This window comes from Erythrobacter sp. SG61-1L (genome assembly GCF_001305965.1).
Taxonomy (GTDB): Bacteria; Pseudomonadota; Alphaproteobacteria; order Sphingomonadales; family Sphingomonadaceae; genus Andeanibacterium.
On sequence record NZ_JXQC01000003.1, the window covers coordinates 1715683 to 1729883 of the forward strand.

Annotated in this window: 12 protein-coding genes; 5 read left to right on the forward strand and 7 right to left on the reverse strand. The window is 62.6% G+C overall.

From position 1 onward, the window contains the following. Nucleotides 1-8: 8 nt before the first annotated feature. Nucleotides 9-1778, forward strand: a complete 1770-nt coding sequence (gene recQ, locus SZ64_RS08800) for a DNA helicase RecQ (RefSeq protein ID WP_054530472.1) — start codon at nt 9-11, stop codon at nt 1776-1778. A gap of 22 nt (nt 1779-1800) precedes the next feature. Here recQ and SZ64_RS08805 read toward each other — a convergent pair whose 3' ends face one another. Genes SZ64_RS08805 through SZ64_RS08815 form a run of 3 tightly spaced genes read right to left on the reverse strand, consistent with a single transcriptional unit; the run spans nt 1801 to nt 4024 of the window. Then, the gene (locus SZ64_RS08805; protein WP_162225090.1) at nt 1801-2334 is read right to left on the reverse strand and encodes an OmpA family protein; all 534 of its coding nucleotides are present in this window, start codon (nt 2332-2334) and stop codon (nt 1801-1803) included. After that, the gene (locus SZ64_RS08810; RefSeq protein WP_054530474.1) at nt 2321-3538 is read right to left on the reverse strand and encodes a diguanylate cyclase; all 1218 of its coding nucleotides are present in this window, start codon (nt 3536-3538) and stop codon (nt 2321-2323) included. The genes SZ64_RS08805 and SZ64_RS08810 overlap by 14 nt, the downstream gene beginning before the upstream one ends. A gap of 3 nt (nt 3539-3541) precedes the next feature. Further along, entirely contained in the window at nt 3542-4024 is a 483-nt protein-coding gene (locus tag SZ64_RS08815) for a YfiR family protein (protein ID WP_162225091.1), read from the reverse strand. Between the two features lie 340 nt (nt 4025-4364). On the opposite strand from SZ64_RS08815, the gene SZ64_RS08820 reads away from it, so the two are divergent. Both SZ64_RS08820 and SZ64_RS08825 read left to right on the forward strand, forming a co-directional pair. After that, complete coding sequence (locus tag SZ64_RS08820; RefSeq protein WP_054530476.1) at nt 4365-5156, forward strand: hypothetical protein; 792 nt, start codon at nt 4365-4367, stop codon at nt 5154-5156. 87 nt (nt 5157-5243) lie between these two features. Beyond that, complete coding sequence (locus SZ64_RS08825; protein WP_054530477.1) at nt 5244-6104, forward strand: hypothetical protein; 861 nt, start codon at nt 5244-5246, stop codon at nt 6102-6104. Between the two features lie 13 nt (nt 6105-6117). Here SZ64_RS08825 and SZ64_RS08830 read toward each other — a convergent pair whose 3' ends face one another. The 4 genes from SZ64_RS08830 to SZ64_RS08845 all read right to left on the reverse strand — a co-directional run bounded on the left by SZ64_RS08830 (nt 6118) and on the right by SZ64_RS08845 (nt 11660). Beyond that, nucleotides 6118-6999: an alpha/beta hydrolase gene (locus SZ64_RS08830; RefSeq protein WP_162225092.1), complete on the reverse strand. Its 882-nt coding sequence runs from the start codon at nt 6997-6999 to the stop codon at nt 6118-6120. 162 nt (nt 7000-7161) lie between these two features. Further along, nucleotides 7162-8364, reverse strand: a complete 1203-nt coding sequence (locus tag SZ64_RS08835) for a transaldolase family protein (protein ID WP_054530479.1) — start codon at nt 8362-8364, stop codon at nt 7162-7164. Nucleotides 8365-8548: 184 nt separating this feature from the next. Further along, a complete protein-coding gene (locus SZ64_RS08840; RefSeq protein WP_054530480.1) occupies nt 8549-10672 on the reverse strand; it encodes an acetate--CoA ligase family protein in 2124 nt (707 codons plus the stop codon). Between the two features lie 127 nt (nt 10673-10799). Beyond that, on the reverse strand, nt 10800-11660 hold the full coding sequence (locus SZ64_RS08845) for a p-hydroxycinnamoyl CoA hydratase/lyase (RefSeq protein ID WP_054530481.1): 861 nt from the start codon (nt 11658-11660) through the stop codon (nt 10800-10802). 104 nt (nt 11661-11764) lie between these two features. Between SZ64_RS08845 and SZ64_RS08850 the strand changes: the two genes are divergently transcribed. Both SZ64_RS08850 and acs read left to right on the forward strand, forming a co-directional pair. Continuing rightward, nucleotides 11765-12175 (forward strand): MarR family transcriptional regulator, encoded by a 411-nt coding sequence (locus tag SZ64_RS08850; RefSeq protein WP_054532175.1) that lies wholly within the window; start codon nt 11765-11767, stop codon nt 12173-12175. 51 nt (nt 12176-12226) lie between these two features. After that, nucleotides 12227-14194 carry an acetate--CoA ligase gene (gene acs / locus SZ64_RS08855; protein WP_054532176.1) on the forward strand — a complete coding sequence of 656 codons (1968 nt, stop codon included), beginning with the start codon at nt 12227-12229 and terminating at the stop codon, nt 14192-14194. The last annotated feature ends 7 nt before the right edge of the window (nt 14195-14201 follow it).

Genomic DNA, 14201 nt, shown 5'->3' on the forward strand with positions numbered 1-14201 from the left:
CTCTGGCCATGCGCCCATCCCCCGCCACGCTGCTGCACGATGTGTTCGGCTTCGAACATTTCCGCGGCGTGCAGGAACAGGTGGTGGAGCGGGTTCTGGAAGGCCGGGGCACGCTGGCGATCATGCCCACCGGCGCGGGCAAGTCGCTGTGCTATCAGCTCCCCGCCATTGCCCTGCCCGGCTGCTGCGTCGTCATTTCGCCGCTGATCGCGCTGATGCACGATCAATTGCGCAGCGCCCAGGCACTGGGCATCCGCGCCGCGAGCCTCACTTCTGCCGATGCAGACTGGCGCGAGACGCAGGACCGGCTCGTCGCAGGCGAGTTGGACCTGCTCTATGTCGCGCCTGAGCGGGCCAGTGGCGAGCATTTCCGCAATTTGCTCGAACGGTCCAAAATCTGCCTCTTCGCCATCGACGAGGCCCATTGCGTTTCCGAATGGGGGCATGATTTCCGCCCCGATTACCGCCTGCTGCGCCCGCTGCTGGACGCCTTTCCGCAGGTGCCGCGCCTTGCACTGACGGCCACGGCGGATCACCACACCCGCACGGACATTCTCGCCCAGTTGGGTATTCCGGACGAAGGCCTGATCGTATCGGGCTTCGACCGGCCGAATATCCGCTATGCCGTGCAACCGCGTGACGGGCTGTCGCGCCAGCTGGCCGATATTCTGGCGGCCAATTCCGGCCCCGGCATCATCTATGCCCCTACCCGTGCGCAGACCGAGCGGCTGGCCGAAAGCCTTGCAGCCAAGGGCGCGCGCCGCGTGCTGCCCTATCACGCCGGGCTGGACCCGGAAGTGCGCGCCCGCAATCAGGCTGCCTTCATCGCCAGCGAAGATATGGTGATGGTCGCCACGGTCGCTTTCGGCATGGGGATCGACAAGCCGGATGTGCGTTTCGTGGTCCATGCCGGCCTGCCCAAGAGCATCGAGAGCTATTATCAGGAAAGTGGTCGCGCCGGGCGCGATGGCGATCCGGCGCAGGCCACCCTGTTGTGGGGGCCGGAAGACTTCGTCCGCGCCCGCCAGCGCATTGCAGAGGCGGAAGAGGCGCGCCAACCGGGCGAGCGTGCCCGGATCGGTGCACTGGGGGCGCTGGTCGAAACGGCAAGCTGTCGCCGCGCCGTGCTGCTGCGCCATTTCGGCGAACACCCGCCCGCCACTTGCGGTAATTGCGACAATTGCCTCAGCCCGCCCAAGGGCGTGGACGGCACGGAAGTGGCCCGCAAGCTGCTCTCAGCCGCCTATCGCACAGGGCAGAGCTTCGGCCTTGGCCATCTGGAGGCCGTGCTGCTGGGGCAGGAAGACGAAAAAGTTATCCAGCGCGGGCACAATGCCCTGTCAGTCTTCGGGATCGTCGAAGGGGATGAAGCCGCGCTGATCAAGCCCGTGGCCCGCGCCCTGCTGGTGCGGGGCGCGCTGGAGACGACCGAACATGGCGGGCTGATGCTCGGCCAGTCCGCCCGCGCGATCCTGCGCGGGGAGGAAAGCGTGGAACTGATCCTGCCCCCGGCACGGGTGCGGCGCGGCAAGCGCGGCGGCAGCACGGCCAATCCGGTGGACGATCCGCTGTTCAATGCGCTGCGTGAATTGCGGCGCGATCTGGCGCGCGACGCAGATGTGCCGCCCTATGTCATCTTCCATGACAGCACTTTGCGCGAACTGGCCGCGCGGCGTCCGCGCAACCAGGCGGAACTGGCGGACGTGCCCGGCATCGGCACCCGCAAGCGCGAAGCCTATGGCGATGTGTTCCTGCGGGCGATTGCGGCCTTCACCTGAGCGGGCCGCTCCCGACGGGCACCTATTCCGGCAGCACGTCATCCGGTGAGACGATAATCACCACACGCCGGTTTTCCTGCCGACCTTCTTCCGTTTCATTGCTCGCTATAGGCTGGGTTTCTCCCAAGCCAGCGGCCTGAACGCGTCCTTCCGTCATCCCGCCGGTGACGAGGGACTGCCGCACTGCGTTCGCGCGGCGCAGCGACAGGTCCATATTATAGGATTCCTCCCCAATGGAATCCGCATGGCCTTCCACATCGGCCCCATGAATGCCCACCGCGGCAAGTTCATGTGCCATGGTGCCAATCCGCGTCATCTGGTCAGCGGCAAGGTCCGCGCCATTGGTGGGAAACAGCAATTTGCCATCCAGCCCGAGCAGCCATTGATCGCCTTCTTCGCGGAATTCATAATGCCGCAGCTTGGCAATCTGCTCTGCGGAATAGGGCGAAGCGGGCGCGTCAGGGATCGTCTGGCACGCGAGCAAGGGTAGGAACGCCACGGAAGCCGCGATGCGCTTCAAGGTTCGTCCAACGCCTGCCCGCTCAACCGAATACATCGTTATTCCTCCTGGTCTTGTCGCGATACATGGCCGCATCGGCGCTCCGCACCAGATCGGCCGCCGTCTGCCCATGATCCGGATAGAGCGCGAAGCCGACGCTGATCGAAAAAGCGGCAAAACCACCCTTTCCAAGCTCGATGGCCTCTTCCATCGCATATTCGATACGGTCGACGATCGCCTGGACCTCTTCCGCTTCGATCGGGGCGCCTAGCAGGATGGCAAATTCGTCACCACCTAGGCGGAATACCGTATCGGCATGCCGCACGCATTGGCGCAACCGCATTGCGATGGCCTGCAGCACTTTATCGCCTGCCTCATGGCCGTGGCAGTCATTGATCTGCTTGAACTCGTTCCCGTCGAGATAGAGCAATGCAAAACGCGATCCGGCGGTCGCGCTTGCCTGAATTGCCGCCGCCAGATGCCTTTCGAACAATGCGCGATTGCCGAGGTCAGTCAGCGCGTCGTGCGAAGCTTGCCGGGCGAGTTCCTGATTTTCCTCCGTAAGGCCGTCATACCAGCCTTCCAGTTCCGCCAGCAGGGCATTGAAATCGTCCACGAACATGTCGACTTCCGCAAGGCCCGGTGCAGGAACCCGGCGATGGAACGCCCGCTCCGTCCGCACCGAGCGCGCTACTTCGGCCACGTGGTTCAACGGGTCGATCACGCCATGCTGCAGCTTTCGCGCCAGAATGCGCGTGGCGACCAGCGCGATGCCGGTGCAGCAGATCGCGATCAGCAAGGCCTGCAGCAGGAACCGGGCGATGTCACCTGCGCTCCCGGTTACGCGGACTTCACCGATAGTCTCTCCGCCGCGCTCGACAGGAATGACATAGGGCGTCGGCCAGACCACCTTGCCAACCAGCCGCTCCATGCCGGCGGACAGGCCGCTATCCTCGCGCGACCAGCGGCGCAGCACCTCACCCTTCGCGTCGAGGACTTCGATCCGCTCCACCGCGCCGTTGCCGGCAAGCGATGCGATGCTCTCGCCAATGGCCTCGCGATCACCGAACACGATTGCCGGTTCAACCGAATAGGAGAGGGTGTGGGCGATCAGTTGCAGATTGCGCGCCGCATTGTCGCGGATCACTGCCGCCCCGCTGACCATCACGGTCAGGCCAGCCAGCATGACCGCAAAGCCAATCAACTGGCGGTGCGCTCGCGAAAGAATGGAAAATAGCGAAGGGCTTTGCATGTCCGCCATGGATCAGCCTCCCTTCGCCATGCGCAGCACCCGCGGGTCCACCCGCACGCCCGAACGGGCCACCGCGTCTATATTGAGGCGGAAGGTCACCGTTCCGGGCCGGTAGACCAGACAGAACATCGCCTCGCTGCGACATTGGGGATCGCGCTCCGCAATGGTCACAATGGCCGCGCCGCGCGCCCGCGCAGTCCACTGGCGCATCGCCCCCAGGTCCATCGCGCCGAGATAGAAGGCATCGCACCTGCCCGGCATGTCGACGGCCTCGCTGGCAAGCGCGCGCATTACCACCCTGCGGCCGTCCGGCAGGGTGATTGTGTCCAGCCCATCGGCGTTTTGCGCCGTCCCGATCACACAAAGCCGCACAGGATCGGCCCCCTTCGGCCAGCGCGAATATTCCAGTATTGCCCGCACGATACGGGCGGTTGACGCATCGGCCCCGCCATCGCCCTGCTGGGTCGATACGACCAGCACGACATCGTCGCTCATTGCGGCCGCAGGCGGTGACAGGAAGAAGGCAGGCATCAGGGCCACAAGGCAGCAGCAAGAACGCGCAAGATCGTTACAGTCGCCCCCGGCACTGCGATGATGATGCAGCCACCGGTATCGAAGCCCTCATTCCAAAAAACGCATTCTCTCACTCGCGAATGCCATTCGCCCATATCCCAGAATTAGATGAACCGGCAAAGAACAATCCGTTCCACGCAAGAGGAACGCATCCACTGTGCCAGCCGATCAATTTGCAAGCCGCGGTTCATCCGCGAGACTTTAGGGCGCCGGGCTGTTATCGAGCCGCCAGAATATCGTCGCAGCCCCTTCCAGAGGTTCCTTGTCCCAGCCGGCCTACGCATCGAGCACGAGCCTGATCGAGCGGATTCGCGCCGAATTCGGCCGCCGCGCGACCGGCATTGTTGTGGCATTGCTGCTGGAATGCATCATCATTGGCCTGCTGCTGACGCTGAGCATGGGCAAGAAACAGGAAGTCCCCATGGCTTCCGTGGTGACAACGTTCGATTCCGCCTCTGATGACGATACGGATTCCAAGCCGGACGCGAAGCCGGAAGAACAGAAGCCAACCGTTCAACCCAGCGCCCAGCCGCAGGACCAGCCCCAACCCGATCCCCAGCCGGTTCCGCAACCCGTCGTCCAGCCGCAGCCTGCGCCCAGCCCGCCGGCTTTCGTTCCCATCTCCAAAAACCAGATGGCCCAGCTCGACATCTCCAACCTGCCCAAGGCCCAATCCGCTGCGGCACCGGCGAAACAAACTTACGGGCCAGCCAATGTCGGTGGTGCGAATGATTCAGAACGCGTCGGTACCGCGCCTAACGGCAAGCCGATGTATGCCGCCCAATGGTATCGCGAGCCGACCCATGACGAGATGGCAGGCTATCTCTCCACTGCCGATGGCCCGGGCTGGGGGCTGATTACCTGCCGCACCGTACCCGAATATCGTGTGGATAGCTGCGTGGCGCTGGATGAATCGCCGGACCATTCCAACATTGCCCGCGCGGCCCTCGCCGCAGCCTGGCAATTCAAGGTACGCCCCCCGCGCCTGGGCGGGAAATACAAATATGGCGAATGGGTGCGGATCAGGATCGATTACGAGATAAGACGGCAATGAGGGGTAACCCGATCTTTTCTTGAGCTTTCCAGCCGGTTTACAGGTGGGGTGCAATAGGGGGAAGTGATGCGAATTACCTGTATTCCGATGATCGGCGCCATTGTGACCATGCTTGCAAGTGCGCCGGTTCAGGCAACGGAACCGCTCATGCTGGAACCGCTATCCGCGTGGAGCGTGGATGCCCATCCGGAGAGCTGCGCATTGCGCCGCAGTTTTGGCACCTCCGAAAAAGAGATGGTTCTGGAGTTGGACAACTTCACCATGGGCAAGCCCCTGATGGTAACCCTCATCGGCACGGAGATGGAAACTACAAAGTCCTATCCCGCTACCAGTTTCCTTCCCGACGATCAGATGAAAAAGCAGACCGGGGCTTTCGATTTCACTCTTTCCGATGGCAGGAAAGGCGTGTTCTTCGTCGAATGGAACGGGCTGCAACGGCATGCCGCCCCCAATGCCAAGGATGTCCCCACGCCGGGCCCCGGCGCCGACAGCAAACGTGAAGCGGAAATCACCGGACTGCTGGTGAGCGGCGCCTTCCAAAACGATGTAATTCTCCAGACCGGCCCGATGATTGGGCCGATGGATGCCCTTCGCTACTGCCTAGCGAATCTGGCCACGTCGAAGGGGCTTAATCCAGAGGTCCTGTCCAACCTCTCTCGTGAACCAGCTCCCCAAGACCCCCAGAAGAAACTCCAGAAAGCCTTTTCCCATTATCCGTCGGAACTGGTCCGGGCGAACAAAAGCGCGCCCATTCTGGCCCGCGCATTGATTGACGAAACCGGCAAAGCCCAGTCCTGCGAAGTGAAGGATGTCGGGCAGGACAAGCGTTTCGACAAACTGGTTTGTGGGGCCCTGATGGCTGTCGACAGCTATGATCCAGCCCTGGATGCCGAGGGCAAACCGGTGAAAGCGTATTACAAGACCCTACAGGTTTTCCGCCTGCACTGAGCGGAAGCGCAATTCAGTCTGCCGCCACCTTCTTCACCCACTCCAGCACCGGGCCAGAGAGCAAGGTATCGTCCGTGCCAATGGCCATGCCTTCGGTGAAGTGATTGTGATCGGGCAAGTCCACGCTGGCAGAGCAAGGCCCAGTGGGCGTGCATAGGCCAGCAATCATCTGCTGCGCCGTGTGACGCATCGGATCGGGATCGAACTCGGCGAAACCGATAAACAGGGGCGTGGCGGCATGATGCAGGCGGGCGATTGCGGCGGGAAGGGTCTGAAGCGAGGCATCGGCGCCGTAATAAAGATGCGGTTCGGCAGGCGCTTCATCCGCATAATTCGGCGATAGCAGGATCGCGCCTTTCAGGCCCTTTGCCTCATCGCCATGCAGTTCCGTATGGCCGACATAATCCGCCACATGGTTCGCCCCGGCGGAATGGCCCCACAGGACGATCCTGTCGGGATCGCCACCATGCTTCGCAATATTGGCGCGAACCCAGCCGAGCGCCGCGCGCAAATCCTCTACCCCGCCGGGCCAGGGATGATCCGGCGCGAGGCGGTAATTGATGCCCACGCCCACCATGCCATGCCGCGCGGCCCAGGCGGTGATGTTATCCGGATAGAATGTGCCGTGCTTGTCCCCCCGCACGAAACCGCCGCCATGGACGAAGACCAGCACCGGCAGCGGGCTCTTGTCCTTTCCGGGAACAAAGAGGTCTTCCGGCACATAGAGATCCAGCTTTTGCAGCGGATCGGCGCCAAAGGCGATGTTGCGGGTGAGGAGGATGCCAACATAGCTCTCATCGGCGAACAGAGGCTCGTAAAGCTGGCCCACCGCCGGGTCCATCGACTGCCCGCGCTCGCGAAGCTGGGCCGCGATATCCGGGGGAACCTGTGCCATGGCGCTTCCTGCCAGCAATAGGGAACCGAGGCCTGCGGCCAGTTTCAGAAGCATCGCTTTCTCCCCGGCGCGGGCATTATGGGCTGCCCTTCGCCAAAATCCCTTCCAGCCGATCCGGAAAGGCCGCCCCTCCCCCGCCTAAACGGGAGAGGGGCTGCGCGATTACTTGTCCATCACCATGGCAACGAAGTCCACCGTCTGGCGGGTAGCCGCGGCGAATTCGGTTTCGGTCGCCTTGAACGAGCCGAAATGGGCGAACTGGTCAGGACGCATGCCGTCGAATTCATAGGCAGCGCGGAAGCTGGGCAGCTTTAGCAGCTTTTCGATGCTCGCCTTGTTCGGCTCGCGGTCGATCGCCTTTGGATCGAAATCGGCCAGTTCGTCTTCGGCATTCATCAGGCCGGCGATGTAGCTCGGCGGGCAGGTATAGACCATGTCCGAACCGGCGTAGTCTTCGATATGGCGGCTGACCAGCTTGCCGGTGCGCTCGTCCTTTTCGACGCGCATGGAGCACTGCAGCATCTTCGACGGATGGTTTTCCGACTTGCCGAAGTGATAGGCGCGCTTGAGGATCGCTTCCTCGCCGTCGCGGATTTCCGGCAGGGTCAGTTCGATGCCGCGGGTCTTGGCTTCGACCTTCCAGTCCGACAGTTCGCCAAGGCGGGCCGACATATGCGTGATGACCGAACGCCACTTGGACAGGTCCACACCGGCGGCGCGGGCACGCAGCAGGCCGGCACTGACGGCGGACATGCAGCGCATATACTGCGGCACTGTGAAGCTGGTGGTGTTGTTGGTGGAAATGCCGCGTGCGGTCAGTTCTTCCAGAACCTCGTAGCCTTCCTTCGAGCCGGGTAGCTTCACCATCACGTTAGGTGCCTGTTCGTAGATCGAAAGCCCCTGCGCCAGCATCTTGTCGCCATCGCGCACGAAGCGCGGATCGACCTGGCCGGAAAGCATGCCATACTTGCCGCCCGACTTTTCATAGACCGGCAGGATCGCTTCCGCGCCCTTCTTCACCAGTTCCAGATAAAGCGTCCAGTACACGCCTTCCACGTCCATGCCCGGATTGGCGCGGGCAATGTCACGGATGTGGTTGGCCCAGCGTTCCGGCGCCAGCTTGATCGCCTGCAGCGAAAGCGGCGGATTGGTGGTGACGCCGCGGAAGCCCATTTCGCCCGTGGTTTCGATGGTTTCATGGTCCATCAGGCGGGTCAGCTGGGTTTCCCATTCCGCCCGCTTGCCTTCCGGCGCCTTGGCGAGGGTTTCTTCCTTCCAGCTGGGGTAGATCAGGGGCGAGGAATCCCACCAGATTTCGGCTTCGGGATTGGTCGCGGCGAGCTTTTCGAGAATGTTCTGGGTCATAGTGGCGCCCCTCTAGGCCTGTTTACACGCGCGCGGCAATGGCTGGTTTGCTTTGCAGACGTGAGAAAAATCTGGACCGCGAAGCCATAAAGGCCGCGCGGTCCAGATCAATTGATTGATAATGTCCGAAAACCGCGCTCTGCCGCTCCGGTTCCCCGAAAACGGCATGGCGCAGAAAAAGGGATCAGTGCTGGACGAGCATCAGCGCATCCAGTGCGACGACGCCCTGCCCCTTGGGGTGGACGATCACCGGATTGAGGTCGATCTCGCGAATCGAAGGGTTGCCTTCCATTACGCGGCCGATCTCCACGATCAGCTTGGCCAGCGCCGGAACGTCCAGTTCGGGCGAGCCGCGATAGCCCTTCAACAGGGCAGCCTGCTTCAGGGTGAGCAGCTTGGCGACAACCTGTTCTTCCGAAAGATCGGTGGTCAGCAGGACGACGTCCTTCAGGATTTCAGCCGTCACACCGCCGAAACCGGCCAGGACAACCGGGCCCCATTCCGGATCGGACTTGGCGCCCACGATCATTTCCAGGCCCATCGTGCCCATCTTCTCGACCAGCACGCCGTCGAGCTGGATCGAGGCATCATAGGCCGCGACATTGGTGAAGATCTTGTCGAAGGCAGCCTTCACCGCTTCGGCACTGTCGAGCTTCAGGATCACGCCGCCCGCATCGGACTTGTGACCCAGCGCGGCAGCCTGCGCCTTGAGCACCACCGGGAAGCCGATTTCCTCGGCAGCGGCGGCGGCATCGTCAGCCGTGGCGGCAAACTTGCTCTGCGGGAACGGGAAGCCCAGCGGCGCGAGAAGTTCCTTGGCCTTGTATTCCGGCACCACGCCCGACACGCCCCGAAGCGCGGGAACGGGTAGCGGAGCCTGCGAATTGTCGACAAGGTCACGCTTCGCAAGGTCAGCCAGACGCGCGATGGCGCGATAGGCACGTTCGGTCGACGGGAACCAGGGGATACCCACGGCGCGCAGGCCGTCGATATATTCCTGCGGAACCCGTGCGCCTTCGTCCACGCCAGCAAAGACCAGCGGCTTGGCGAAAGTGCCGTCTTCCAGCACCTTGATGATCGCCGGGAACTTGATCTTCGAAGTGATCGGGTCCGACTGGATGATCGAGGCGACGACCGAACCGACGCGTTCGTCGTCCAGCAGCGCGGTCAGCACCTTGGTGTAGATTTCCGGTTCGGAAAGACCGGCCGCAGTGATGTCGGTGGGGTTGGACACCGGCACGAAGTCCGGCAGCACGGCGCGCAGGGCCGGGCTGTTGTCATCGTTGAGGTCGATCAGGTCCAGCCCGATATCCTCGGCAATGTCGAAGGCCAGGCCGCGCAGCGCGCCCGATTCACCCAGAACCGCCATGTTGGCACCCGGCAGGCTGGGGCAACGCAGGGCGATTTCGGTGATGTCTTCCAGTTCTTCCAGCGTATCGGCGAAGATCACGCCTTCGCGGCCGAGCTTGGCCTTCATCAGCGCATAGTCACCGGCCATGGCGCCAGTGTGGGTCGCCGCCGATTCCTGCGCCTTGTTGGACTTGCCGGGGTGCAGCATGATGATCGGCTTGCCGGCAGCGCGGGCGCGGCGGGCAGCAGCGATGAAAGCGCTGGGGCGACGCAGCGATTCCACATACATGGCGATGACGTGGGTATCCTCGTCATCGATCAGCCATTCGACGTAATCTTCTACGCCGGAAGCGGCTTCATTGCCGGTCGAGACCGAGGTGGAGACATAGCAACCGCGCGGATGCAGCGCAGTGGCCAGAACGGCGGCCAGGGCGCCCGACTGGCTGGCGATGCCCACGGCGCGGGCGCCCTTGGGCGGGCTGACCATGTTGGTTTCCACGAAGGTGAGCGGCACGCGCTCGACATAATTGGTGCAGCCGAGGCAGTTCGGGCCTTCGATCACCATGCCGTATTCGGCAGCGATCGCACCGAGTTCGAGCTGTTCCTTCATGCCTTCCTCGCCCGCTTCGGAGAAGCCGGCCGAGTAGATCACCACGGCGCCGCAACCACGATTGGCAAGGCCGCGCACGGTATCGAGCACGAAGGGACGCGGAATGGCGAGAACGGCACAATCGATGCCCTCAGGCAGCTGATCCACCGAAGCGTAGCACTTGAGGCCCGCGATTTCCTCGCGCTTGGGGTTCACGGGATAGATATCGCCCGCAAATTCGTACTGGACGAGGTTGTTGAGCAGGGTCGCGCCCAGCGCGCCGTGCCGGTCGGATGCACCGATAACCGCTACGCTCTTGGGGCGCAGCAGCCGGTCGATCTGCTTGTTGGTGAAGCGCTTGCCGCTCATCGCTCGAAACTCCCATGCAGGCAATGGCCCCGACTCCCCACGAGCGGGGATCGGGGCCTATTTCGGTTCGGCTCCCTAATTGGGGAGCGCCGCGCGGACAAGTGCCCGCGCGGCTATTTCAGGCTGATCAGTCCTTGCTGACCTTGGTCTTGTCGAATGCGCCAAGGCCGGGCTTGAAGGTCTTTTCGTCAAGGAACTGCTTGGTGGCTTCCTTGCGGGTTTCCCAGCCGCCAAAGTCGTTCAGCGCTTCCTGCGTGCGGATCAGGTAGTCTTCCGCATTGTCGTAGGTCATTTCCATGACGCGGCGCATCGCCCACTTGGTGGCGCGCAGGGCATGGGTGTCCTTCTTCTTCAGATTGTCAGCGATTTCCTGCACGCGGGCCTTGAGCTGATCAGCGGGGACGCTTTCGGTCACCAGACCCTGTTCGGCAGCCTGCTTGCCCGACAGGTTTTCACCCATCATCGCGTGATACATCGCCTTGCGGTAGGGCATCAGTTCAGCCGCAACCTTGGAGGCGCCGCCGCCGGGCAGGATCGCCCAGTTGATTTCCGAAAGGCCGAACTGCGCATCGTCAGACGAAATGGCGATATCGCAGGCGAACAGCGGGCCGTAAGCACCGCCGAAGCACCAGCCATTGATCATGCCGATGGTGGCCTTTTCATACCAGCGCAGGCGTTCCCACCAGCTATAGGCTTCGCGCTGGGCCTTGCGGACTGCACCGATGCCGCCAGCTTCGTTCATGCGGAAATATTCGAGAAGGTCCATGCCGGCCGACCAGGCAGAGCCTTCGCCGGTGAGGACGAGCACCTGCACGTCGTCACGGAATTCGAGTTCGTTCAGCACGCGGCCCATCTGGCGGTTGAGCTTGGGGCTCTGGCAGTTGCGCTTGTCGGGACGGTTGAAATAGACCCATGCCACGCCGTCGATGATCTCATACTTGACGGTTTCTTCTTCGGGACGCGGATCGGGTTGCGACGGCATGGCCATTTTACAGACTCCTCTAGGAACGGGGGAATTCCCACACTCAACGATTGTTATTGCTCATAACGATCCAGATTGTTATACGCAACAACAATCTTGAAGGTTCAATCATGCGCGATCCACTCGTAAACCGCCCCGGCTATTCGCTCAGGCGCGCTTCCAGCGCGATGACGGCAGAGCTTACCCAGCGGCTGGGTGAACAGGATCTGCGGATCGTGGATGCGACCGTGCTGATGTGGATCGACGAGAACCCCCAAGTCACAGCCAGTGCACTTGGCCGCGCACTCGATATCCAGCGCGCGAACATGGTCCCGCTGCTCAAGAAGCTGGAAGACTCGGGGCTGGTCGAGCGTGCACCCATCGATGGCAAATCGCAGGGACTCAGCCTGTCGGAACTGGGCCAGCAGCGCGTAGTGGCCGTTCGCGACATCGTAGACCGCTTCGAACAGGAGCTTTTGGCGCGAATTCCCTTGCAGCATCGCGAACATTTCATCCCCGCGCTCGACGCCCTCTGGCGCTAGTCCCGATCGCTCGTTAAGCCGAGGCCGCAATACAGGCTTTGGGAGCGAATGATGCACGAGGTGTCCCTCCACCCGGTTCCGGCGGAATGGTCCGAAAAGGCCCTGATCGACGCCGCGACCTACGAGGAGAAATATCGCCGCTCGGTTGAAGACCCGGAAGGCTTCTGGCGCGAGGAAGCGCTGAAGCGCATCGACTGGATCAAGCCCTTCACTCAGGTGAAAGGCACCAGCTTCAACGAAGACGATTTCGGCATTCGCTGGTTCTGGGACGGCACGCTGAACCTTGCCGCCAATTGCCTTGACCGGCACCTCGAAACCAAGGGCGACACCGTGGCCCTGATCTGGGAGCCGGACGATCCGGCCAACCCCGTCCGCACCCTCACCTACAGCCAGTTGCACGAACAGGTCTGCCGCTTCGCCAATGCGCTCAAGGCCAATGGCGTCGAAAAGGGCGACCGGGTCACCATCTATCTGCCCATGATCCTGGAAGCGGCCGTGGCGATGCTCGCCTGCGCGCGGATCGGGGCGATCCATTCCATCGTCTTTGCCGGTTTCAGCCCCGAGGCGCTGGGCGGCAGGATCGACGATTGCGCCAGCACCATCGTCATCACTGCAGATGAAGGGCTGCGCGGCGGGAAGAAAATCCCGCTCAAGGCCAATGTGGACGAGGCGCTGGAACATCACGCCAAGAATGTCAGCCGCGTGATCGTGGTGAAGCATACCGGCGCCATGGTTCACATGGAACATGGCCGCGATGTGTGGTGGCACGATGCGCTGGCCGCAGGCAGCCATACCTGCCCGCCGGTGGAAGTGAGCGCGGAAGATCCGCTGTTCATCCTCTATACCAGCGGCTCCACCGGCAAGCCCAAGGGCGTGCTGCACACCACCGGCGGCTATGCCGTGTGGGCGGGCATGACTCACGAATATACTTTTGACTATCAGCCGCATGAAGACGGCAGCAATCCGATCTATTGGTGCGCGGCCGACATCGGCTGGGTCACGGGCCATTCCTATGTCGTCTACGGCCCGCTGCTGAACGGCGGCACTTCGCTGATGTTCGAAGGCGTGCCCAATTTCCCTGACTTCTCCCGCTTCTGGCAGGTGGTGGACAAGCATCAGGTGGAAATCTTCTACGCCGCCCCCACGGCCCTGCGTGCCCTGATGCGCGAGGGGGACGAATGGGTGGCGAAGACCAGCCGCAAGTCGCTGCGCCTGCTCGGATCGGTGGGCGAGCCGATCAATCCCGAGGCGTGGAACTGGTATTACGAGGTAGTGGGCGACAGCCGCTGCCCCATCGTGGACACCTGGTGGCAGACCGAGACGGGCGGCCACATGATCACCCCCCTGCCCGGCGCCACTGCACTCAAGCCCGGCAGCGCTTCGACGCCGATGTTCGGCGTGCAGCCGGCCATTGTCGATAATGACGGCAATATTCTGGAAGGCCCCTGCGAAGGCGCGCTGGTAATCACCGACAGCTGGCCCGGCCAGATGCGCACGGTCTATGGCGACCATGAACGCTTCTTCCAGACCTATTTCAGCACCTTCCGCGGCTATTACTTCACCGGAGACGGCTGTCGCCGCGATGAGGATGGCTATTACTGGATCACGGGCCGCATCGACGATGTGATCAACGTGTCCGGCCACCGCATGGGCACCGCCGAAGTCGAAAGCGCGCTGGTGGCCCACGATGCCGTGGCCGAAGCCGCCGTGGTGGGCATGCCGCACGACATCAAGGGACAGGGCATCTACGCCTATGTCACCTGCGTGGCAGATGTCGAACCGAGCGAGGAACTGCGCAAGGCGCTGGTCGCATGGGTCCGCCGCGAAATCGGCCCCATCGCCACGCCCGACGTCATCCAGTTCGCCCCCGGCCTGCCCAAGACCCGCAGCGGCAAGATCATGCGCCGCATCCTGCGCAAGATCGCCGAGAACGACACCGGCAATCTGGGCGATATCTCGACACTGGCCGATCCATCGGTAGTGGACGATCTGCTGGCGAACAGGCCCGTCACTGCATGAAAGAGGT

Excerpts from the sequence above, each read along its gene's own strand:
- recQ (WP_054530472.1), top strand. The coding sequence starts at position 9 with ATGCGCCCATCCCCCGCCACGCTGCTGCACGATGTGTTCGGCTTCGAA.
- SZ64_RS08805 (WP_162225090.1), bottom strand. The coding sequence starts at position 2,334 with ATGTATTCGGTTGAGCGGGCAGGCGTTGGACGAACCTTGAAGCGCATC.
- SZ64_RS08810 (WP_054530474.1), bottom strand. The coding sequence starts at position 3,538 with ATGGCGGACATGCAAAGCCCTTCGCTATTTTCCATTCTTTCGCGAGCG.
- SZ64_RS08815 (WP_162225091.1), bottom strand. The coding sequence starts at position 4,024 with ATGAGCGACGATGTCGTGCTGGTCGTATCGACCCAGCAGGGCGATGGC.
- SZ64_RS08825 (WP_054530477.1), top strand. The coding sequence starts at position 5,244 with ATGATCGGCGCCATTGTGACCATGCTTGCAAGTGCGCCGGTTCAGGCA.
- SZ64_RS08830 (WP_162225092.1), bottom strand. The coding sequence starts at position 6,999 with ATGGCACAGGTTCCCCCGGATATCGCGGCCCAGCTTCGCGAGCGCGGG.
- SZ64_RS08835 (WP_054530479.1), bottom strand. The coding sequence starts at position 8,364 with ATGACCCAGAACATTCTCGAAAAGCTCGCCGCGACCAATCCCGAAGCC.
- SZ64_RS08840 (WP_054530480.1), bottom strand. The coding sequence starts at position 10,672 with ATGAGCGGCAAGCGCTTCACCAACAAGCAGATCGACCGGCTGCTGCGC.
- SZ64_RS08845 (WP_054530481.1), bottom strand. The coding sequence starts at position 11,660 with ATGGCCATGCCGTCGCAACCCGATCCGCGTCCCGAAGAAGAAACCGTC.
- SZ64_RS08850 (WP_054532175.1), top strand. The coding sequence starts at position 11,765 with ATGCGCGATCCACTCGTAAACCGCCCCGGCTATTCGCTCAGGCGCGCT.
- acs (WP_054532176.1), top strand. The coding sequence starts at position 12,227 with ATGCACGAGGTGTCCCTCCACCCGGTTCCGGCGGAATGGTCCGAAAAG.